This window comes from Prevotella sp. TCVGH (genome assembly GCF_023522295.1).
GTDB lineage: Bacteria > Bacteroidota > Bacteroidia > Bacteroidales > Bacteroidaceae > Prevotella > Prevotella timonensis.
The window spans coordinates 1-22,991 of sequence record NZ_QFFX01000034.1; the positions used below are offsets into that span (position 1 = coordinate 1).

The window sequence follows — 22,991 nt, forward strand, 5'->3', positions numbered from 1 at the left end:
CGTGCTTCAATGGTACTCGGCACACCGGGGTCGGGTAAGTCCTACGCTATCGTAAACAACTACATCAAGCAGCAGATAGAGAAAGGCTTTGCCATGTACATCTACGACTATAAATTTCCCGACCTTTCTGAGATTGCTTATAATCACCTGCTTCATCACTTGGATGCCTATAAGGTAAAGCCGCAGTTCTATGTAATCAACTTCGATGATCCAAGAAAGTCACATCGATGCAATCCTATCAATCCTGCCTTTATGACGGACATATCCGATGCCTATGAGAGTGCCTACACCATCATGCTCAATCTGAATCGCTCGTGGATACAAAAGCAGGGAGACTTCTTTGTGGAGTCACCTATTATCTTGCTCGCCGCCATCATTTGGTTTCTGAAAATCTATGAGAATGGGAAGTATTGTACCTTTCCGCACGCCATTGAGTTTTTGAACCGTCCATACGCACAGATATTCCCGATCCTCACGTCCTACGATGAGCTTGCCAACTACCTTTCGCCCTTTATGGATGCTTGGGAAGGAGGCGCACAAGACCAGTTACAGGGACAGATAGCCAGTGCCAAAATACCACTATCCCGTATGATTTCACCAGCCCTTTATTGGGTAATGACGGGTGACGACTTCTCGCTCGACATCAACAATCCCAATGAGCCGAAAGTGCTTGTTGTGGGGAACAATCCCGACCGCCAGAATATCTATTCGGCGGCACTCGGTTTGTATAACAGTCGTATAGTGAAGCTCATCAACAAGAAGAAGCAACTCAAGTCCTCAGTGATTATCGATGAGTTGCCGACGATTTATTTCCGTGGGTTGGATAACCTAATCGCTACCGCTCGAAGCAATAAGGTGGCGGTTTGTTTGGGCTTTCAGGACTTCTCACAGCTTACCCGTGATTATGGCGACAAGGAAAGCAAGGTAATACAAAACACTGTGGGCAACGTGTTCAGTGGGCAAGTGGTAGGCGAAACTGCTAAAACACTCTCCGAACGTTTCGGTAAGGTGCTTCAGCAACGTCAGTCTATGACCATCAACCGCAACGACAAATCTACCTCCATTTCCACGCAAATGGACAGCCTTATCCCTGCATCAAAAATCAGCAATCTCACGCAAGGTATGTTCGTGGGTGCGGTGTCCGATAACTTCGATGAACGTATTGACCAGAAGATTTTCCATGCGGAAATAGTCGTGGATAGTGCCAAGGTTTCTGCTGAGATGAAAGCCTATCAGCCCATACCCGTGATAGCAAACTTGATAAACGAAGATGGCTCCGACAATCTCAAAGAGACTATTGAAGCCAACTATCATAAGGTAAAGCAGGAGATATTATCTCTGGTAGCTTCTGAAATTGAACGAATCAAGAATGATCCAAACAAGTGCAATCTTATTAAAGTTAAAGAGGGATAATTTCGTTAAACAATTGCCCTTATGTGATTACTTTGTGCAATTTCAAAAATAGTGGCATTGTAAATACAACAGAAATTATGGAAAATAGTAATCCACTAATTGAACCTACTGCAAAAGAGAACCAAAATCTTTCTGTCGGTCCGTCTAATAAAAATGGTAAAAATCCAAGGATTGTTGAGAAAGCCGTCAGAAAAATAGGTATTATCTTATGATTATATGCTTTGATATATCTGCATTCATTTTTATATTCATTAATCATGTAGATGCCGTTGTTGACGGTAAGACCGCACAGAAATACCATTGCCGCAAAGCCACCCGTCCCGAATTCTATACCACTGAAATGGAAAGTAAGGAACATGCCAGTTAGAGATACTGGAATGAGCATAATTATTATCAGAGCTTTATAAAGACTCTCAAAAAGTATGGTGCATATGAAGAAAATAATTATTACCACAAGTCCGATAAGCCAATACTGTGTACCGTTGTCTTCGTAACTGCCATATGTCTTGGTGATGCATCGGAAGCCTATAGGGAACTTGGCATTGAACCCTTCAGTGATGCCTTTGATGTATTTACAAGTGTAAGTGTATGATCCCAGTACATTGAAAGCCACGCGCAGAACATATTCCTGATTTTCACGGGGAATACAGTTTTTTGCCTCCCTTTTGTTTATAGACATTAAATCGGCAAGACGGATATCTCTTCCGCCAGCTTTTATAAACGAGTTTTCCAACTGCCATAAGTCGAATTTCCCGTTTTCCTTTGGTCGCAGCACATAATCCATTTTTTGCCCGTTTCCTTTTTTTCTTCCCATTTCGTGTTCCACAAGCATCGTGGACAGTGAACGGTATATATCGATGATGCCAATGCTGTCGTTGGCGAGCATATCTTTGTTGTACTCCATATAATACTCGTCTTCCTGACGTTCGTGTCCAGGCGTTTCAATGGTGATATCCTGTACTCTGTTGTTTTGCCGAAGACACTTGCACATGTCTTCTGCAAAGCGATAGAGGCGGTCGTATTCATATCCAGCAATCTCTATGCTACTGCTCCTGTATTGCTGGTCTAACGAATTGCTAAAGCCACGTTGGCTTACCCCCCATGTACTCCAATCGGCACCACCGATGGTTATTAGTTTGCCTATGACCTTGTTTTCAAGCATGTAAGGAAAAGACGTGTTCAAGTGTTCGGGGTTGAATTCAACGGTAATCTCCGCTCCCCAACCCCCTATATTCGTTTCATATCGTTTTATTTCCTTATATTGTGAAAGAAATGTCTCTATTATTTGCACCTTCTCATTGAGTTGTTTGGCTGTACCGCCCAACGGCATCTGTCCTCTTATGTGAAGTTTCATTTCCTCTGGTTCGGGGCGGTAGGTGTTAGAGTCAATTGTATCAACAAATAGATATAGCGACCAACCGAAGATACATGCTGTAGCTATTAGTATTGCAGGGCGTGCAAAGCGATTTTGGCTGAATTTGAGATAGCGGCTGTAAATCTTGTTCCATGATATGACAACCTTGATGTTGCGCGGCTTTCTGCCCTGTTTGCTGGAGTAATTCATCTTGTTTACCAATGCCGGTGCAAAAAGAGCCGACACAAGAAGTGCTGCAACGAGATTTATTATAATGATCCATGAAAAGTCGTAGAGATCATTCTTTATGTAATCAGGCAACCAAAATACTATCAATAAAGCCCCAACGGTGGTGAGCGTTGCCCCTACGACACCAAAATAAGCATTGAAGTTACGGTGATAGCTATAGTGATCGACCATAACAATGGTTGAATCGATAATCAATCCGAGCGAGACGGTGATGCCCGCCATGGAGAACGGTTGCAGGCGTATATCGAAAAGCCGGTAGCAGATGACCGCTATAAGAATATTAGCCAATAGCGTAGAGAAAATAATAAAAAGATATTTAAGGTCGCGCTTGCATACGACAACGAAGAGTAGAAGGATCAGCAACGAAATGACACTTCGTATGACAAGTGTCTTAAAATCGGAAAACTGTTCGTTTGCCTTGTCGTATGTCAGTTCATAGCTCATTTTTGTATCAACGGCTTGGCTCCTTTCCATTTCTTCCTTCACTTCTGCTGCCACACGGTTTATATTTACATCGCTTTCAGCCATTACGTTCATATAGACGGTGTTCAGTCCGTTGATGCGGAAATATGTATTGGGGTCACGGTCCTTATACTCACATCTGGCAAGGTTGTTGAGGTATATTATCTTTCCGTTGATGTCTTTTATCGGTATTGACTCCAAGAGGCTTCTCTCTCCAGCAACGGAAAGGAACAATGGCATCCGCTCCTCCGTACCCTGTTTGTCTTTTTTAATGATATCTCCAATGATGTCCTGCCTGCCTAAATAGTTGCGAATGGCCTCCTCAATGTCGTAAGAAGACAAACCGTACAGTGCCATTTGTTCAGCATTGTACGAAATCTCCATGTATTTTTCCGTTCCTCCCGACACTTCGACACTGTTGACTCCCTCGATTTTCTCAATATTCTGCTTGATGGTCCGCTCTGCAAGTTTTTTTATCTCAATGTCAGGCATAGCCGCCTTTATTCTATACGACAAAATACGTGCATCTTTATCCCTCCCCCGTCCTGTAACTATTTCACCTCCTGACAGTTCGGGGTAGGTTACTTCCTTAGGCAGTTTGTCTCTTACTTGTCGTAACAATGATGCTATCTCGAATTTTACACCCGAAACAGAAGCGTTTTTCTTCAGTTGTACGGTAACGTTCCCCGAACCGAAATTTGATACCGATGAAACAGACTCTACACCCCTTACTGAACTTACCAATCCTTCAATACGTGAAGTTACGTTCTGTTCTACCACTTTTGCCGATGCCCCCTGCCAATAATATGAAATGTTAAGAGTCTTGCCTTGTCGTGGGCGTGGCTTGTTGCTTATGTCAAGACCCGGTATGAGAGCCATACCTATAATCATAAGTATGCACACGGTAAGGAGTATGGAAAACGAATGCCTCATTAACAGATACCAGAGCGTTTTTTTGTTTTACCACGTGTTTCTTTCCATCTGTATATAATGAAATATATGAGCGGAACAAAGAACAGACTTACCATTGTGCCTGCAATCATTCCCACAACAATGGTTACTGATAGAGGGAACTGCAATGCCGCCCCCATATTGTCTTTGGTAAGAAACGGCAACAAGGCGAGAATGGTGGTGAGTGATGTCATGATGATGGGCTTCAAACGACGGTGCCCGGCTATGATTATAGACTGTAGCAGTGATATATTGCCGTTGCTCCGATATATGTGATTTATTGTGTCAACTTTCAAAATGGAGTCGTTTATAATAATGCCACTCATGACTACAAGGCCTATCATGGACATTATGTTGACAGATTCGCCCATAACCCATAGTGTAATCAACACTATGAACACGTCGATAACGATTTCTATAAGGATTATTATGGGCTGGAGAAGGCTCTCGAATTGCGACGCAAGAATGAAATACAGCAGCAGTATGGCAACGGTAAGTATAAGTGCAAGCTCCCTTATCATTTGTCTTGACTCGTAATAGTTGCCATGAAACGATGGCTTTATGCTTTTTAAGGTTCCTTGATGAAGGTGTCCAGCGTATTCTACAATTTTTTTTATGGTTTTATCCGATGCCTTTTCTATTATTACAGGATAATATTCCCCTTCATTACCGGCACTCAGACGTTTGAAGCTCTCGTCCATCGTGGCTTCCACTATGAACTCCAACGGAATGTCGACACCTTCATCGTTGCGAATGGTTTTCTGCATGATGTCGTTGGCATTGGTCTTATTCTGGCTTATTATTATCGGTATGCTTTGTTCACCATTGGCTATTTCATACACTTTACCGTTTCCGGCCAGTTCTCTCAGACGTGTGTATAGATGACGGTAAGATATGTGATATAACGCCATTTGCTCAGGATTGGCAATGTATCGGTATATTTCCTCTGTGGCAACGGGCTGTATGTCGACCTCAGGAAACATGCGTCTGATGCTGTCTGAGAATATGCGTGATTCTGCCACTGACGGTCTTCCGCCTTCTGTTTTTTGAAGTCTTATCTCAAGGTCGGGCTTGTCGGTCTGGAATATGAGGTCGTAAATGTTTCCGGAAATATTGAATTCTATTTTTGCCTTGGGATAGTTTTTCTGCACGTAAGAAGTAAAAGTACGTTCTACAGAGTCAAGCTCGTTTTTGTCGTTAGCCTTGATATAGACAACAGCTTCGTTGTTGGTTATGTCCTTGGTGTGCGAGAGTATAAATTCCTGCGTACCTGACATAGCGGTAGTCGAAATGTTTTGCTTTGCCGTACTTAATAATTCCTGCGTTCTCCGGTCGTTTTCTTCGGTCGATATGCCCGCATTCCAGTCTATGGTCATAATGGCGTCATTATGTTCGATGTCAGGCATGCGCTCTTTTTCCATGTGAGGGAATATTAGAAGTATAGCAGCTATGCAGGCAACGAAACCACCTATAGACAATTTCCCATGCCGCAAAGTCCAGCGCATGGCTGGTTCGTAAATACGCATGAGTGCTCTTTCGGGTTTCCTTTCATTGTGCTTCTCATGAAGCTTGTTTCTAAACAACGTGAAATAATATACCGGCACCACCACAGCCGCTACCAAAAGTGAAGCAAAAAGTGCTATGGTTACGCCCATAGCCTGGTCGTAGAACAATACACCGGCGGTTCCACTGAGAAATATAAGAGGGATGAATACGGAACATGTGGTAAGAACAGAACTGAGCATGGGCATGAACACCTCTCTTGTTCCTGTAATGACATCGTGTCGTTGCCTTATGTTGTCGATAACGATGATGGAATTGTCTATTATCATTCCAATGCCGAGAATAAGTCCAGACAGCGATATGATGTTTAGCGAAATGCCTAAGATGTAGAAGCAAAGCAGGGTTATGATAAGTGACAGGGGTATGGATACTATAATAAGCAATGGAATGCGCCATCCTCCATTGAATATGAATAAAATCAGGCATGCCAATACCGCACCTATGATCAGATTCCACTCTAAGTTGGTCATGGAGTAGCTTAGCAGCTCTGTCTGGTCTCTTGTAATGTTGAACTTTACGTCAGGATAGTCAGTCTGAAAACTATCGATAAGGGTGTTGATTCCCTCTTGTAAGTCAGCCATCTGTGCATCGTTCTGCTTTATTACGGCAATGGTGACGGCATTGTTGCCATTGTTTCGCACTATACCATTCCTCACGCCGCTTTTTTCAGTTATGCTGCATATGTCTTTCAGTTGCAACAATCTCCCTTCGTGACGTATGTAAATATTCTCTATGTCGTCTTTGGTAATGATTTGTGAGTCGAAGTGTATGCTGTATCTGTATATTCCACTCACTATGCTCAGTGCTTCCAATACGATGTTGTTATCGTTTATAGCTGTTTCTATGTCGTGAGACGTAATGCCAAGGGATTGCATCTTACTCATGTCAGGAACTATATCTATCTGTGTTCCCACCGTTCCGCTATAGTCCACCATTGCCGTTTGTGGCAGTTGTTCAATGCGTTTAACGATGACGTTGCGTACGAGTCTTGACAATTGTGCCATATCGTCATTGTCGGCTCCCCGTTTTGTTATGTCAATATAGAATGCCGGTATGTCCATTGCACTAGCTTTTATCACTTTTGGCCGCATCATGTCTTTGGGCATGGTATTCATGGCCCGGTCTATCTTCTCATTGACGTCTATAAACAGTAAGTCCATATCCGAACCCGGTTCAAAGGTAAGCGTGATGGTTCCGGCATCCATTCTCGTCTGCGTTTCAATCTCTTTTAATCCTGCCACTTGTGCCAGCTGGTAGCGCATGGGGGTGACCATCTTTTGTTCTATCTCAGTGGCTGATGCTCCTGGATTTGCCATCTGCACAGTGATGCGTGGAATATCGACTTCGGGCATCAATGATATGGGTATATATGCAAATAACAGTATTCCGACGGCAACTGTTGCTATCAGAATCATACTTACTGCTATTGGCCGGTGGATGAGTTGGTTGAGCATATATATATACAAATGCGGTTAAAATAAGTCTATAATGTATATGCCGGTGGCAGCATGCCTGTTATTCCTTGCCTATTCTTACTTCCGTATCGTCGGCAAGGTTCAGATTTCCTGTCGTAATCACGGTTTCACCGGCTTTTATTTCCGTACTTTTCTTTGCACAGCCGGTGATGGCATAACTTGTGAGGTTGCTGTAAGCTATGTCAACATAGGTCCACACTGCCCGTTTGCTCTTTTTATCATACACGAAGATTACATGGTAGCCATCGCGTTCCACCACAGCTTCTTTAGGGACGACAAACATATTCGGCACGGCATTTTCAACAGTAACTTTCACGTTCATGCCGTCTATGAGCTTTGTCGGGGTGTTTCTCACCCTTGCAGTTATGCTTACCATCCCCTTATCGTCAACAGTAGGATTTATCTCGGTAACAGCTCCGACATATGTTTCTTGTCCATTGGCGTACGGGGTAACCTTCACTGTCTGTCCGCGTCTTACGAATGCAAGCTCAGCTTCAAGAATCTTGAATTCCACTTCGAAGAAAGAATCGTCTATGAGAGTGGCAAACTTCATCCCTGGCTGATGGGCGCGCGCCTCAAGGTTGGCTATCCTTCCTGCAAAAGGTGCACGCAGTTCGCATTCACTAAGACTCTTTTTGGCAGTTTGTAGTTGAAACCTGGCGGTGTAATAACCAGACACGATCTCGGCACGATGGCGTATCTCTGCTGGTACCTTGTCAATCTCTCCACTGTATCCTAAGCTTATGATTTTGTCTTGTAATTCTACCCGTGCACGCTCAAGGTCGTGTTGTGCCTTTTCCAAATCAGCCAGTCTGTCACGTGTGTCAGACACACATAGTAATGCGCCCCGTGCCACACGCTGTCCATTTACCACTGCCACTCTTTGTAGTATCTCACCCTGTTTGCTGCATTGAAGTTCGGCTTTCCTTATAGCAACGAGTTTACCATTGCATAGCAGTTGCTTCTGAAAAGTCCGAAGACAGAGAGTCATGGTGTCAACTTCCACAATCGCCTGTTGCTGTTCTGGCAGAGCCGACTCCTGATCCTGCCCTGAATCTCTTTTATGCCTGCACGATGATATGACCAAGGCTAAAAGAGAGATGCATATTGCTGTTGTAACTTTATTCATGATTATTTCTGGTTCGTTATTATTTTGTCAAAATCAACATGTACGTCAGTACGGTTAACCCAGTCGTACAAAGTGGATTTCTGCAGCGTATAGTAGTCAGTCCAAAAAGATTGGAGAATGGCTATATATTGCTTGTTGGCCGACTCGAGTTCCTGCTGTGCAGTGTTAAGGTCTGTAACGGACACGGCTCCTGTTTCAAATCTCTTCCTTGTAATCTCGTATCTCTGTTCCGCAATTTCCTGTGCCCTGAGAGCATTCTTGCATTGTGAAGGTTGCGTGTTGAACTGTATTACCCTCTTTCGTAACTCTTGGATATAGTCAAGGTGTACTTGTTCGTTCTTTGTTTTTGCAAGTTCCAACTGTGCCTGTGCCATTCTGACCTTTCCCTTGCTCACTCCCCAATCGAAGATGGGCAGGGAAAGGGTAAGCCCTATGATTTCATTGTCGTTGAGGTGGCGGTAGGCTTTCAAGAAGGTATTTGCCGATTGTGTGAATCCTACTTCTCCATGCAGCGCCAGTTGCAGGCCACGCCCGGCTTTTGCCTGTGCAAGTGCCCTCTCAGCCTCAATCATCTGTTGTTTTTGTTCAAGAGAATGGGAGGAATTGGCTATTGCTTTCTGTAGGACATTCTCAACGTTCAATGATATATCGGGCACATTGTTTGGGGGGATCAGTGACGCATGTTCATAATCGGTAATACGTAAATAAGAGAAAAACTGATACAGCTTGTCATTAAGTGCCAGTTTGTTGTTGTTGGCAGCCACCTGTGCATTGATCAGTGACAGCTCTAACTGCAGCACCTCGCTTTTTGTCGTTGTACCAAGTTGCAGACGCTTGTTTGCCATGTCAAGGAGCTGTTCGCGGTCTTTTACTGTTGCAACGCTTTGTTTATAATCTGATTGTGCGGCAAGTACGTTGAAGAAAAGTCTGGAGACTTGTATTGTAATCTGCTGCATGGCAGAAATATAATTTTTCTGGGCTATTTGATATTCTATCGGTGCTGTCTTCTTATCCCATTTTAGGGAGTTGAAGGCTCTGAACGGTTGTGTATAGCTGATCCTGAGCGGCTGTGAATTGAAAGTAGTCTTATCATATGTGAACTGATTGAGACTATAAAGGTATGACTGCAGTGATACGGTTCCCCCCGTAGCGGCAATTTTCTGATTTACGGAAAGTGTGAGTTGGTTTGACAATGAATTGTTGTTGACATACGCCACTTGTCCGTCATTATAGTTTCTTACCGCCACCAAAGAATGGTCAAAATTTCCAACGCTTCCATTAAGGTTGATGGAAGGCCGTAAATCTGCCTGGAAGGAACGGAATGTCCAATACTTTGACATAAACTCCAGTTTAGCCAGCTGGGCATCATAAGAATTCTGCTGCGCTATAGATATTGCATTTGACAATGTCAGTTGTTGGGCTCTGACAGTAAGGCCAATGGACAGCATGATAAAAAGAATTTTTCTCATAGGACAATCTTTGCTTTTTGCTTCATTTCCTCTGTCGCAGGAGAAGTGATTTTCGGTTTCATTTCTATTATTCTCTTTGCCATCTTTTTCATCTTCCCTTTCTGTCCCACTGATTCATACAAAACCATAAGTTGGTACAGAGGATAGAGACGGTTCGGCATTACAGCATGTGCCTTAAAATAAGCTTGCTCTGCAAAATGGGGGAATCCCATATCTTTGTAGTTGTTTCCCTGTAGCAAATAAAACATGGGGTCATTGCTGATCAGTATCCCATTTGAGAGTATCGCATTACTGTCATTATATCTTCCCATACCCCTAAGAACCTTGGCAAATTGGAACAGAAATTGGGGATTGTCATTCTCTTTTTGCAACAGCTTGTAATAAGCATGGATAAATGCCTCATTTTGCAAACCTATAAATAGCTCCGACTCCTTGTCCGCATTTTGGCGTAACTGGACTTCCCTTGCAATGAATGTTGACATACTCACAAATACCAATCCGTATAGCATAAGCGTACCGTTTCTTTTCCAGCCTCGAAATCTTATAATCTGAATATGATGAGGAATGATTGCCGCAATCATAATGGCCATTACACGATATGGGTACAATTCGAAGGGATAGGAGAAAAGAGAGAAAGCCAGCAACGCCAGCATTGCAAAGAATAAAGATCTGCTGTAATGAAATACATTGTATAGCACAGATAGTATCACAACTATAAAAAAGGCAAGACCAAGAATGCCTTGCTCTATAAGGATTTTCAACATGTCACAAAAGGCATATTCTGAAACGTTTCCAGAAAAGAATAAAGGGTCGGAGGAATCTACTGTAAAAAGTTCAGAAACTCCTTGGGCGCAGGCATGGCGGAAGCCGCCTATCCCCGCTCCCAGCCAAGGATCATGCATCCATGCCTTCAGGCTTGCAATCCAGGTAAGGATACGTCCGTCTGCCGAACCCTGCTTCATAAAGTATAATCCTATAATAAAGCCAATGCATGCCGCCCACACTATATACCGCCAGCGCCAATATCTTTTTCTATAGTGCCATAGGCTGAATATTGCAAAAGTCAATATGGCGGACCTGCTCCAAGTAGAAAGGAGCATAATGCCAAGTGTAGCCAGAACGAAGTTATAGAGTCCTGTTAAATACCCATAATATTTTGTCGGCACTGCCTTTATTAACAAAAAGACATCATTTTTCGACAGTATCCCTATTATCAAAGTGATAAGCAAATATGCAGAATAGGGGCCCGGATTGAGGAATGACCCCGTAAGTATGTAAGCAGGATGCCTGCTTCCTCCCATTGTTATCTGGAAGAATCCATTCAGTGCCTCATAACACCCGAATAAGACAAATATTATTGAAAGGTGGATATACTGGATCTTGATCGGAGAGAATATCGGTCTAAGGGTAAAATACAGGACAAACATTCCCATATCCTTAATAAACTGCGTAGCACAAGGGTATTCCTTTCCTATCCAGACCCTGAAATAATAATAAAGGGCACCAGCTAACATGAGCATGTCACAGATGGATAACTTGAAGCATGCAGTGTTGCGGGTTGAGAGGAACAGGCATGTCATACCAGACAAGCAGAATACAGGCAAGGCCCATGCCATAATAGATTCCGCATGACTCCATCGTACTTCTACTGGCATGACTGTCGTAATCATCAAGAATATGCATATAGATATACCGATGATTTGTTTCCTGTATGTACGTAACCAGTCGTAAAATGAAACATATGTCATAAGGGTTTGCTTTTTATATTTCAGTCACGTCAATCAATACACACCTTTTATTCACACGGCGGATTGTTGCGGGTATGAGCCTACCACCAAATCTGCTTTCCATTTTCATATGTAAAAACTCTTTCTTCCTGTCCCCTTGTAAGATTTCTGAGTAAGTATACTCCTCCCGAAGGAACGTTTTTAAATACAAGTACGGGAGATGTTGCTTTTTTCGTACCAAGGCTATTCCATTTACTTTTGTCCCAGTAAAATAGTTCGTATTTATCTTTGGGTGCTATGGCATTTCCATCTCCTCTAGCATAATAATAAAAATGACTAATTCTGACTGGCTTGCCAAAATCCATTCCTACCCATGAGCCGTCACCATCTGGCGCATCAAAAAAAGTGAGAATATCGTTATCAAACACGGCTTCACGAGTACAATCTTTATTGTCACCCCATGAACCTTCTGTACCAATAACCTTGCCCTTTATCTCTTCTCCTAACATGTCGAAGAAGTATATTTCCGCAACATTAGCATGCGTTTCCGGTTTGGTAGAAAAGAAACGCCAATAGCGATACGCTGGCACACTATCGGATACATTGACGTCATAGCCAACACCAAAGCACTCACCAACTCTATGTATTATCTGCTTATTTCTAAAATCAATGTCGTTTGAAGCCTGAAATTCGCAACTGTCTAACCTACTTAGAAAGTTGCATGAATATTCTAAAGCAGGATATTTCCTCTTTAGTATCATGTCTATTCTTTTCTTTCTATTAACATTTATCTTCTTCACCTTACCATTTAGCGAAACAATAAATGGGACTCCTATAGAATTTGTTTTCCCATTGTCATTATAATAATAAGGCATATACAAAGAGTTCCTACCGAGATTCTTAAAAAGTATTTTTTTTCCGTTCACTTTTCCAAAACCGATAGGAGTCCAGTCTCTATCACCAAATACTGCCAGGAAAGCATATTTTTTATCTTTCATTAGTTCTGGGGAATTTATATTTGCGTTGGCACAACTTATATAATCAGATGTAACATCCTTTATAAATATCGTCTTAAATAAGGAGGGGATATTTTTCTCAGAATTATTCAAGTCAACCAAATCTTCATTGATAGCATAAGTATGCCTATATGCTTTTGCCAGCTTTTCAGAAAGGCGGTAACTGTCTCCTGGTAATGAACCTGCTGCATCAAATGGATAGTGGTATCCATTTTCAGAAATCAAAACATTCCAAGTATGTCCTAACCGACGACAAGCCCAATGAGGGGTAAAATCTGAAATGACTGGGATTCCCTTGCTGCGAAGCAATGCTAATGAAACATAGGTGTAGTAATCACATGTGCCGAACGGGACTTTAGACATAGCCTCCCATTTCATTATGGGATACTGTATGTCTTCGTCAATGTGGGGCCGCATGTAGCTACTATAGTCACGGACCAGTGTTCTGCAAGCTTCAAGGGTGGAGTTTCTGTAGGCATCACAACGCTTCAAATCACGCAATTTTTCCGAATGGAACTTTGATAGTCTAAGGCGCCAGTCATCAAGGAGTTGTAATTCTGTTACTTTATAGGGTAGTATATATTCACAAAAATCATCAAAGGAAAGATGCGCGGCCCATGAGCCTTTCTGCCAGCTGTCGAAAGCCCCATCAATGTTTTTTATCAGATATGCTGACGATATTGCTTTGATGTCTTGACATTTTTTCAATTTCACCAAATTGAAGCGTTTTGCGCATGAATTTACAGAATCCCGTATGCTGTTGAAACTGGAGTCTTTCATTGTCTCTATAATGGAGTCCACAGAATGGGAGTATCTTGCAATTACGGCCGTGTCAACATAGGAGTAATGACCTGGCATGTTGCGTATCAGGAACTTGGCAGCTTCCTTTTTCATGGTATCCCCCTCATAATGGGCAAGGACTTTTTCCATCTCAGCCCGATTGGAATCTGCCATAGCAAGGGCTTCTTCCAATCGATTATCTGTATCGAACGCTGTACATCCGGCTAATACTGTTGTTGCGGATATCAGAAACAGGTGTCGTAACTTCATCTTTTTTTTTATTTTTATGATAAACGTATTCCACAATCCCCACTATATATTCTTCTGGTATAAGTCCCCAATACCGTGAGTCGTTGGAATCGGATACATTGTCACCGGCCATGAAATAGTAGTCATGCTTAAACCTGTGCCAGAGTAGCTGTTTGCCATCAGCATAAACCTTGTTCCTCTTCCAATTCCATGTAATTGTTTTGCTTGTTTCCCATTCAAGTAACATTTTATAATAAACTGCTTCATAAGGACTGATTCTTATAATGTCCCCTTTGCGAGGTACATATATGGGACGCATATTCTTTGTTGTATAAGGGAAATGCTCTTTGTCGAAGGGGAATGTGTTTAGAATTTCATTGGGAAGCAACGAGTCAGGCTTCTCTGAAAATCTTTGTTGTTCTTCCTCTATACCTAGAATCCCTTCATAATTGTTATTCTTGTAGAAACCGTTTTCTGTATATATGCTGTCTCCAGGGATGGCGACCACACGCTTACAGAAAACATTGTTTATCACAAAATTTATCTTGCCTGCATGATGGGGGAAATTAAACACTACTATGTCATTGTGCTTCACCGTCCTTAACCCTTTCAACCGCCATGATCCCAATTCCACACCATTAGTATCGAAATTAAATTTGGTATATAATCTTGCGCCTATAATAAGTTTGTTGACAAACACCTTATCGCCAGGATATAAAGTAGGTATCATAGAAGACGTTGGTATCGAGAAGTAGTCTGTAACGAAGCAACGCACTGCTAACCACAGGAAATACGTCAATGGTAAGAACATTACTATAGAAAATATCCTTATTATAGACAATCGCCATTTTCCTTGCACTTTATCTTCTTTCATCATTTTTTTTATCATTCAGTCTTCTGTAAAGAAGTTTCTTTACGTCCTCGTTGTGGAGTGGATTCCCTACAAGGACTACTTTGCTATTTTTGTCCAATAGGAAGGTATGATACATAGTCTCCTTGGGTATCTGGGGATTTGCCTTGCGAAATAGAGCCTGTTTGTCTATTAGAACTGCATGCTTGAATTGTGAGTCATTTAGTCTGCTACACAGAAGATTGCTTTCTCCTATTCGTGGTTCTATAATAAATAGAAATCGGATATTATATTTTTTATCCTTTTCTAAATCCAGCAGCTCATTCCATTCCTTTAACCCGTTTATGAAGCAAGGCGAACATTGTGAGCTGTCAGCATAAACAATAAAAGAAAAACTCCTGGTTTTTCCATCTTCTGTACAAAGTGTATCTCTTGGTGTCCATCTTACCATATTTTTCTCTACTGTGTTTATTGGTTTCTCCATCATATGTTCTATATTCTTTTTCACGCCAAGTCGTGATGAACAAGAGAATGTTATGAAACAAATGAAAAAGCAGAAAAGCCCCTTGCTTATTTTGGAGTTTATTATTTCCATATCCGTTACTTCTCGATTTAAGGTAAATTATTCTAATGTCATAGTTTCCTCATGTGCATACAACATATACACATAAGGAAATGAATATTTTTCTCGTAGAAAATCGTGACATAGAGGTCAAAACTTATAGACAGTTCTCCCTTTAGATTAAGGAACACCTTTATTTATGGTTTCAAGTAATATTTAAGCACATAGTAATTGGAGTCTTCGGATTGCGCTTCATAAGTTACTTTGGATTTTGCATCCAACAAACTTTCATCTACATAGTTTCTCAACACCTCTGCAGAGACACAAGCATAGACAATACCATCTGCGAAAAAATCCATTATAAGAAATTTCTTATTGCCATCTTCGTGTTTAAATATTTTGCAATCCTTTGTTTTGATATTTATAAATGCTGTTTTGAAATTCCTACGCATAACTCCTTCTTTGATAATCATAGCGATCATATCTCCACTCCTGAAAGTCTTTAAAGGTAATGATTTTGTACTTTTTAATTAGTGTATAATTCTCTAAAAAGAATAAATAAAAAGGGTAAGTGTACTATGACCGTGTTTAGGTTTCCAGTTTTTTAGCATCTCAAGATCCTCTGTATGATATAGACCAACAAGGGAGTCTCCTTTTTGAAATATAGGTGAAAAAGGGAGACCACTATTCATATCAAAACTTCCCGCTTTTACCGTGCCGTCTTTTTCTGAATATACACAATAGTATTGCTTATGGTCATAGATAAAACTACATATTAAATGTGTTGACGTGATAAAATAGTCTTTTGGTATCGCCAAGTTCTGTGCCTTTGTTCCATTCTCATTGTGACTCGAAAATGTTGTTTTATATGCTGGCATAACCATCCCACTATCCCATCTGTAAATTTCACCTGACATAGGTTCATGCAGATAAATCTTGTTTAGATATTTATTATTCACAAATGATTTGTTAGTATAGATTTGCTCCCCGAAAGAAGAAGCCCTAACAAAATCATTTTTTATAACGCCATTTCTATCTGTTAAAATAAACCTATTATCATTATTTGTCACATCTAACCTTGAGAACAGGAAGCCATCATTTGTTATTTCAAAGTCTAATGGCACAAATCTCAAATTAATTTTTCCTAAGTAGTTAAACGAGTTGTCATATTTTACTATCTTCCTGCTCTTGTCATCTAAGACAAATAGTGTATCATTCATGCACTTGATAGAATTTATATTTAAATATTCTTGAGATGAATGGCCGACACCTTTTGTTTGCCTTAAAAGTTCTCCAGAATGAATATCAAATAAAGAAATAAAATTGTTTTCATCTACAACGTATAGCAGAGAATCATTTAAAGAAATATCCTTTATCGTAGATATAGGATTAGCACCTTTCTTTACATAGAAAAAAACAGTATCAATCTTTGAAGCTAATGACGCAAAAGCAAGAGACTTGTTTTCATATCCAGTTATACTAATATTGTCAAACTGCTCTAATTTGACACTAGAACACGAGCATGTTAAGATTAAAATTAAAATATATATAAATAGTCTACTCATTGTATATTCAAATTTAAAAAATATTTTTACACTCGTTAACAACATCAAAATGTGGAGTAAGGCCAATCTTCCGTTCATCATAAAACTGTCAACAATGTTCCGCCCTACCTCTTAGCATTCGAATCTGGAAGTTCAATGGGCTTTAGCCCCTCTGTATGCGTAATGATGCCTCCACGATATTTAAGATGTTGAATGATACATTAAATTCGTTATAGTTATGACCCACATAGAAATTGACGTCAGCAAAGGCACTTTCATAGTGACCTATTCAACGGAGAAAACCTGCAAGACAAAGACTTTCCACAGCACGCTACTTATTTACCTGCTCTCTGAGGTTGATATTACCATCAGCTTGGAGAATCCTCTCAAGATGAAGAACCTCGCTCATGCCATGCGTGTTACCGTCAAAACGGAAAAGACCGTTGCCCGTCTGATAGTCCTGTATGGAGAGAAGATGTTGTCTACAGCCTTTGCGATGAGCAACGATGCCATCCTCACCCTAAAACAGAAACGTATGGTTATCCGCCACTCAAAGAAACAACTCATTTCCACAATAAATCTCAAGGGTTCTAGGAAGTGCTACCCGTTCTTCAACGCTTAATACATGAAGTCCATCGAACAGACCATAACTTTTCTTGAGAAGTAGATTAGGCATCTTGAAGAAAGTCTCTTTGCATTAGCCAATAGTTAGTACAAGAATCAGATGGAACTGCTTACCCCTATTAAGGTATTAATGTCACTCTTGCAGCTGCACTCACGCAGACAACCAGCGGCTTTACTTATTTTGACAAAACCAAACAACTCAATCACTATCAGAGGCCGTCACCAAACTTATCAGCGTCAGGTACTTCTATCAATTTCAAAGGTCATATAAACCGCAACGGCGACTCCTCGTTGAGGAGTGTACTCTACGTAACGGCATTCTCTTTGTTAAGATGTAATACCCAATGCAGAGACTGCTACAACCGTTTGCGATCTAACGAAAAGCCAAAGAAAGTCGCTATTATTGCTACTGCGCAAAACTCATCTAGCAAATTTTTGTCGTAGTCACGTTGGAGAAGCCTTATGTTAATTGAAGTCTGCCCCTGCTACCTCGGAGTCAGGTAAAGAATAAACTCTAATACCGGAAAAACCGAGGGAATTTGGGGAGTTCCCATGAGAGGTTACTGTGTTAAAAACACTTGGCCAGATCTTTTTTCTTATTATTTTCAATATATAAAAAATTAGAAGAGGAGAATCTTAACAATTTACACTGCAGCATGTCGTAGCACCATGGTCATGCGGGCCTAAACACGCTCCATTGGGGCCATAATAACTAAAAGCTGTACATTTGTCTGTTTCAAGGTTAGTAACCGGATTATAATATTTCATATGATGTACAAAATACCCCGAATGCTCTTCTCCTCGAGACAAAGCCTCAATGTTCTCTACCAACATGAGATCAGCTATTTGTACTTTAGAATAAAAGGTTTTGTAACCTGTGAATGCAGTTAATGTCACGACTACCAGGGTAAACACTAACAAGAAAATTTTCTTTCTCATATTATTTTAGAATAAGATTATATTTTCCTACTCACTTCGCTTTTCGGATTACTCGCCTTTTATATACAGTAAGGTCTGTTTTCTTTGATAACTAAAAATTTTTTATCCGATTATGGTAAATGGTAAGTATCCCCACGAGGGTGCATGTTCAATGTTATCTCCTGCCCATGGAGCACCTGTTTGCACGAACATTCCGGCATACCTCGAAAGGCTTGGAGTCCATGCTGAAAATAAACTCTCCGACATCCACGGCCTGTGCGATGGACTTTCGGATGCACTCACTAAGAGCTTATGCCGCTGGGTGAACTGCCGACGGATGGTCAGGTTGGGAATGGAGTCCAGGTACTCCATGCGAAGCCTGTTGAAGAGACAGTTCTTACTGCCAATACCGAATCCTCCACCGTAATGGAAAGTACCACTACCTCCAAGATTAAATACTGCCAAGTTATTAAATTTCAATAATATGCGCACCTTTTTCATTATAATTATTGGACTATTTTAATCCAGCCAATGGGTATCACATAAATATTTTTAGTAACGACATTATCATAAGTTGTTATAAATATTTTTTACATATTAACATTTTCTATATCATATACAATAATAGCTTGATCAAATGGTCGCTTTTCCAAATATTTTTTTAAGGTTTGAATAATTTTGTTGCCTTTATTTGTTGTGACTTCTTCAACTTCCTCTTTTGACAGCAACCCTATTAATTGATTTCCCGAAGAACTCTTTATATTATATAGAGGAATACTTTTATAATTTGTACTGGGGGTATATTCTATTCTTTGGCATGTCATTTTCCTCTTATCTATAAGTAAATAAGTAATATTGTGGCATGCCAAGATAATATAATTCTTAGTTTCAAATATATCAGTAAAGCCTGTAAATATGCCATTATTTAGACAGTCTGCATAAGTTGCTATACTAAAATCTTTTATTTCCTCTATTTCTTTCTTTGAAAATATTTTATCTGTCGTCTCAACGTTAAGGGTTGTGTTCTCCGTCAAATTGTATATGTGATTGTCAAATGGCTTCAAATATCTAATCGTTCCCTTATATACTGAGTAAGGACTCTTGCCTACATATTCCATTGTATTATTTGTGTGTAATGGAATGGAAGTTATACCATATTCAGTTTTGCTTTTTAAATTTATAGTTCTGCACAACTGATTAAAATCGTTATACAAGAAATTGTAAACAAATAGAGAGTCTTCATTGATAGGAAGAATAGATTGTGCATACTTTAAGTCAATAGGAGATACTTTCTTTACATCAAGGAACTGCCCATCTTTATTAAACCTAAATAGCATATTCTTATATGAATCTAGCAGGGTAACTTTTCCATCATTATCTACATAGAAAGTTGATAGATTTATGTATTCATTATGTCCATGACCAACATGATCAATAGTATATAGATATTTGCCTTCAAGATTATAAGAAACAACCTTGTTTCCAACTAAAACAAGGATAGTAGAATCTACGATTTCTATCTTCTTCGGAGAAACTAAAGCAAATTCGTCATTTCTCTCTAATGGTATTATTTTATATTTAATACCTTTAAAACCAATGCCATTTTCTCTTGCTGGTACATTATAACCAGTTATAGGAAAACCTATATTGCCTTCGCTACTTATACATGAATAAAGCAGCAAAGGAATAGAAAGAATAATAGAAACAAACATTATTCTTTTAGTGTTAATATGCATATTCTTCATGCTCTTAAAATAAAATTTTTATATCTAAAATAGTCACAGAAAATGAACTTGCTTTTGCTATACCATTCTTAGGACTTGATAGCGACTAAAGAATAGTCGTTCATTATCAAAGGTTTCCCCTTGATAATGAACTAGTCTATTTCAGGAACTTCAGCATGATAACGACCTAAAGATTTAAAAGCATCTAAAAATATCTTGTAGGAACTGCGAAATCTGAAAACGATTTTCACATACCATGTATTATTTATGCCAGTTTCGTTTTATCAGAATATAGCCCCTGTTTCTTACAACAATTACCTATAGAAGAAGTACATGTATATCTCGCCCATGGTATACTGTACTTTCTTCCTTTTGTATAGGAACCCTTCAAGGTGACCCCAAAAAGCGTTATTTCCCCTGATATCGTACAAGTAACCATTTCTATTTTTGCATCCGCACAGACAGAGGCCATATTCCAAAATCCTCCTTCTTCAAGACACTTTGTACGCTCTTGGGGATAATTTTCTTCCCCTTGCGTAAGAGCCTCAATGTTTTCGTCTAGCATGAGAGCTGCAATTGTTGTCTTTGGAACAAAGGCCCTGTAGCTTGTGCCTGCTGCCAACGCTGTAATAACGATCACTGATAATAATAAACCCTTTTTCATAATTAAAATCTTCTAAAGTTTCCTACTCACTTCGCATTTCGGATTACTCGCCTTTTATACAGCCATGTCTGTTTATTTTTTATGACGGAACAAAAAGTACAAAATGAAATTAAACATAATACCAAAGTCTTTATAAATGAACCCTTAGCGGAGAAGTGGATCAGATCTCCAAAACATCCGCAGGATTCTATTCTTCCCAACATAGTTGGGAAGAAGTAATTTTCTCCTGTCAAATACAAGAAGAATAGCATTAATGTAAATACCGTAAAAGTTGAGAACAAATTAAATCTTGCAAAGAACAATAATAATCCTAACAAAATCTCTACACAGCATGCTGCAATTGCTATCTGACTACTAAAAGGCACAAATACAGAAGATACATACAGTTCAAAATACTGAGAAACTTCGGTACTAAAGCCGTGAAGATAAAAGCACTTGGAGATTCCAGACAGCAACAATATGATGGCAAGCAAACACCTGCCAAATTTACTAAAGATTATTGCGGTAGTTTGAGTATTGTCCATACTGCTAATATCAAACGATTAGTACTAAATCTTTTAATCCTTGGGATTTAAAGACAGAATGACCTAACTAAAACTTACTTTCCCTTATCCGATTATTATGTTTTTTATAGTCAAGTCACTAATCTTTCGTTGCAAATATAGCAAAAAAAGATATAGGTTCATAGAAAAAAGCTCCATATTTTTCGGTTATTAGAAAATATTAACAATTAATAATTGGCAATTAACGATTTTTCCTTTCTTTCCCTATTTCTTCCCTATTTCAAAATTGACAATATTATTGCTATAATTTTGCAGTTCAATAAAGAATTATTCATCCTTTAAACAATGACTTATGGAATCAAACAGCAATGACAATTATGTGCTGGTCTTAGAAGACCGCACGGAGGTAAAGAACGAGAAAGAAGCGGGAAAACTTTCCGTAGTTTCAGGTATTGACGACAAGGGCAACCTTAAAACCACTGAAGCAATTGCTGCCAATCAGGCAGCGTTCCTAAAGTTCAATAATAAGGACGGGCTTTTGAAGAACTTCATGACGAACTTCCTCAAACAGTTCAATAACCCGACTCATTTTGGGCTGTACAAGGTGTTGGCAGGCAATGTGGAGCAGGGCGTGGTCAACCTGCGTACCATGCTGCAAAGCCGTGAGAAGCCCGAAAGCAAACAGCAACTGACAGAGATTGGAGTATCCTTTGACGATTATTTGCCGAAAAAGAAAAACGCCACAGTCATTGACGAATCGAAGATTGATTGGAAGCAACTCAATGACCTCGGTCTTAGCCGCGAACAATTGGAACAGAGTGGAGAGTTAGAAAAAATGCTCTTTTGGCAGAAGAGCAATCTCGTGGCGATTGCCGTACCTGTTGGAAATACGACTATCTACACTGAAGCTCGTCTTGCATTTCGCACAGATGATAACGGCAATATTGGTTTGGCAATTCATCCTTTACGCAAGGAACCACAGCTTGACTTTCCCTATATGGGCTACAAGTTCTCGCCCGAAGAGAAAGAACAACTACTCACTACGGGCAACCTTGGCAAGACAATCGAAGTAACGCCCAAGAACGGCAATGCTTTTTCTGCCTATGTCTCCATCGATCCACAGACCAACGAAATTGTTGCCTTACGTGCCGACCGTGTGAACATCCCCAAGGAAATCAAGGGTGTTACCCTTTCTGACGCTCAGTATAAAGACCTTGTGGAAGGCAAAGCCGTGAAGGTGGAGGGTATGACCGCCAAGAGCGGCAAGTCTTTCAACGCCACCTTGCAGGTCAATGCCGAGAAGAAAGGCATTGAGTTCATCTTTGACAATAACCGTGGTTTTAAGGAACGCCAGCAGCAGACACAGCAGCAAGGTGTCCCTCATAAGCTTTGCGGCTTGGAGTTATCAGAAAAACAGCGTGAAGCCTTGGATAGCGGTCGCACACTCTATTTGAAGAACATGGTCGATAAGGAGGGCAAGTCCTTTAATGCCTACGTCCGTATGGACAAGGAGCAGAACCGCCCACGTTTTTACAAGTGGAATCCTGACAAGAAGCAGGATGCTGGCAAGGAAAAGGTGGTAGCTGTGGCGGAAGAACACAAGACGCAGGTAGCCGTGAACAACCACGGCAAGACCAACGAAGCCACGAAGAACGTGAAAGAGCCATTGAAGACTGGGCAAACACAGCCCACTGCTGCCCAAAAGCAGAAACAGGACGAAAACAAACAGAGGAAGTCCCGTGGACGTAAGATGTAACCCTTAATT

At 40.4% G+C, this 22,991-nt stretch carries 18 protein-coding genes; 4 read left to right on the forward strand and 14 right to left on the reverse strand.

All coding sequences use genetic code 11. The features are described from left to right. Nucleotides 1-1,413 (forward strand): TraM recognition domain-containing protein (locus DEM91_RS07650; RefSeq protein WP_249858510.1); only part of this gene is annotated, 1,413 nt, incomplete at its 5' end. 19 nt (nt 1,414-1,432) lie between these two features. Here the strand turns inward: DEM91_RS07650 and DEM91_RS07655 are convergent. The 10 genes from DEM91_RS07655 to DEM91_RS07700 all read right to left on the reverse strand — a co-directional run bounded on the left by DEM91_RS07655 (nt 1,433) and on the right by DEM91_RS07700 (nt 16,814). After that, nucleotides 1,433-4,369, reverse strand: coding sequence for an efflux RND transporter permease subunit (locus DEM91_RS07655; RefSeq protein ID WP_249858511.1), 2,937 nt, complete (start codon nt 4,367-4,369; stop codon nt 1,433-1,435). A gap of 41 nt (nt 4,370-4,410) precedes the next feature. Further along, complete coding sequence (locus DEM91_RS07660) at nt 4,411-7,446, reverse strand: efflux RND transporter permease subunit (protein ID WP_275975255.1); 3,036 nt, start codon at nt 7,444-7,446, stop codon at nt 4,411-4,413. A 61-nt stretch (nt 7,447-7,507) separates the two neighbouring features. Then, nucleotides 7,508-8,596: an efflux RND transporter periplasmic adaptor subunit gene (locus tag DEM91_RS07665; protein ID WP_249858513.1), complete on the reverse strand. Its 1,089-nt coding sequence runs from the start codon at nt 8,594-8,596 to the stop codon at nt 7,508-7,510. 2 nt (nt 8,597-8,598) lie between these two features. Further along, nucleotides 8,599-10,065, reverse strand: a complete 1,467-nt coding sequence (locus DEM91_RS07670) for a TolC family protein (RefSeq protein ID WP_249858514.1) — start codon at nt 10,063-10,065, stop codon at nt 8,599-8,601. Then, nucleotides 10,062-11,813, reverse strand: coding sequence for an O-antigen ligase family protein (locus tag DEM91_RS07675; protein WP_249858515.1), 1,752 nt, complete (start codon nt 11,811-11,813; stop codon nt 10,062-10,064). Before DEM91_RS07675 ends, DEM91_RS07670 begins: the two co-directional genes overlap by 4 nt. Before the next feature lie 80 nt (nt 11,814-11,893). Next, nucleotides 11,894-13,762 (reverse strand): hypothetical protein, encoded by a 1,869-nt coding sequence (locus DEM91_RS07680; protein WP_249858516.1) that lies wholly within the window; start codon nt 13,760-13,762, stop codon nt 11,894-11,896. Between the two features lie 22 nt (nt 13,763-13,784). Beyond that, on the reverse strand, nt 13,785-14,714 hold the full coding sequence (gene lepB / locus DEM91_RS07685; RefSeq protein WP_249858517.1) for a signal peptidase I: 930 nt from the start codon (nt 14,712-14,714) through the stop codon (nt 13,785-13,787). Beyond that, complete coding sequence (locus DEM91_RS07690) at nt 14,698-15,174, reverse strand: hypothetical protein (RefSeq protein ID WP_249858518.1); 477 nt, start codon at nt 15,172-15,174, stop codon at nt 14,698-14,700. Before DEM91_RS07690 ends, lepB begins: the two co-directional genes overlap by 17 nt. Before the next feature lie 272 nt (nt 15,175-15,446). Beyond that, nucleotides 15,447-15,722, reverse strand: coding sequence for a hypothetical protein (locus DEM91_RS07695; RefSeq protein WP_249858519.1), 276 nt, complete (start codon nt 15,720-15,722; stop codon nt 15,447-15,449). A gap of 72 nt (nt 15,723-15,794) precedes the next feature. After that, a complete protein-coding gene (locus DEM91_RS07700) occupies nt 15,795-16,814 on the reverse strand; it encodes a 6-bladed beta-propeller (RefSeq protein WP_249858520.1) in 1,020 nt (339 codons plus the stop codon). Nucleotides 16,815-17,031: 217 nt separating this feature from the next. Between DEM91_RS07700 and DEM91_RS07705 the strand changes: the two genes are divergently transcribed. Together DEM91_RS07705 and DEM91_RS07710 are read left to right on the forward strand one after the other, a co-directional pair. Then, entirely contained in the window at nt 17,032-17,415 is a 384-nt protein-coding gene (locus tag DEM91_RS07705; protein WP_249858521.1) for a hypothetical protein, read from the forward strand. Nucleotides 17,416-17,543: 128 nt separating this feature from the next. After that, nucleotides 17,544-17,861, forward strand: coding sequence for a transposase (locus tag DEM91_RS07710; protein WP_249858527.1), 318 nt, complete (start codon nt 17,544-17,546; stop codon nt 17,859-17,861). 597 nt (nt 17,862-18,458) lie between these two features. Here the strand turns inward: DEM91_RS07710 and DEM91_RS12695 are convergent. From DEM91_RS12695 to DEM91_RS12700, 4 genes are all read right to left on the reverse strand, one after another. Further along, entirely contained in the window at nt 18,459-18,800 is a 342-nt protein-coding gene (locus tag DEM91_RS12695; protein ID WP_410525636.1) for a hypothetical protein, read from the reverse strand. A gap of 125 nt (nt 18,801-18,925) precedes the next feature. Then, nucleotides 18,926-20,080 carry a 6-bladed beta-propeller gene (locus DEM91_RS07720; protein ID WP_249858522.1) on the reverse strand — a complete coding sequence of 385 codons (1,155 nt, stop codon included), beginning with the start codon at nt 20,078-20,080 and terminating at the stop codon, nt 18,926-18,928. Nucleotides 20,081-20,324: 244 nt separating this feature from the next. Continuing rightward, entirely contained in the window at nt 20,325-20,723 is a 399-nt protein-coding gene (locus DEM91_RS07725; protein ID WP_249858523.1) for a hypothetical protein, read from the reverse strand. Between the two features lie 26 nt (nt 20,724-20,749). Then, nucleotides 20,750-21,247, reverse strand: coding sequence for a MauE/DoxX family redox-associated membrane protein (locus DEM91_RS12700; protein WP_410525637.1), 498 nt, complete (start codon nt 21,245-21,247; stop codon nt 20,750-20,752). A gap of 331 nt (nt 21,248-21,578) precedes the next feature. On the opposite strand from DEM91_RS12700, the gene DEM91_RS07730 reads away from it, so the two are divergent. After that, entirely contained in the window at nt 21,579-22,982 is a 1,404-nt protein-coding gene (locus tag DEM91_RS07730; protein ID WP_249858524.1) for a DUF4099 domain-containing protein, read from the forward strand. Nucleotides 22,983-22,991 lie beyond the last annotated feature (9 nt).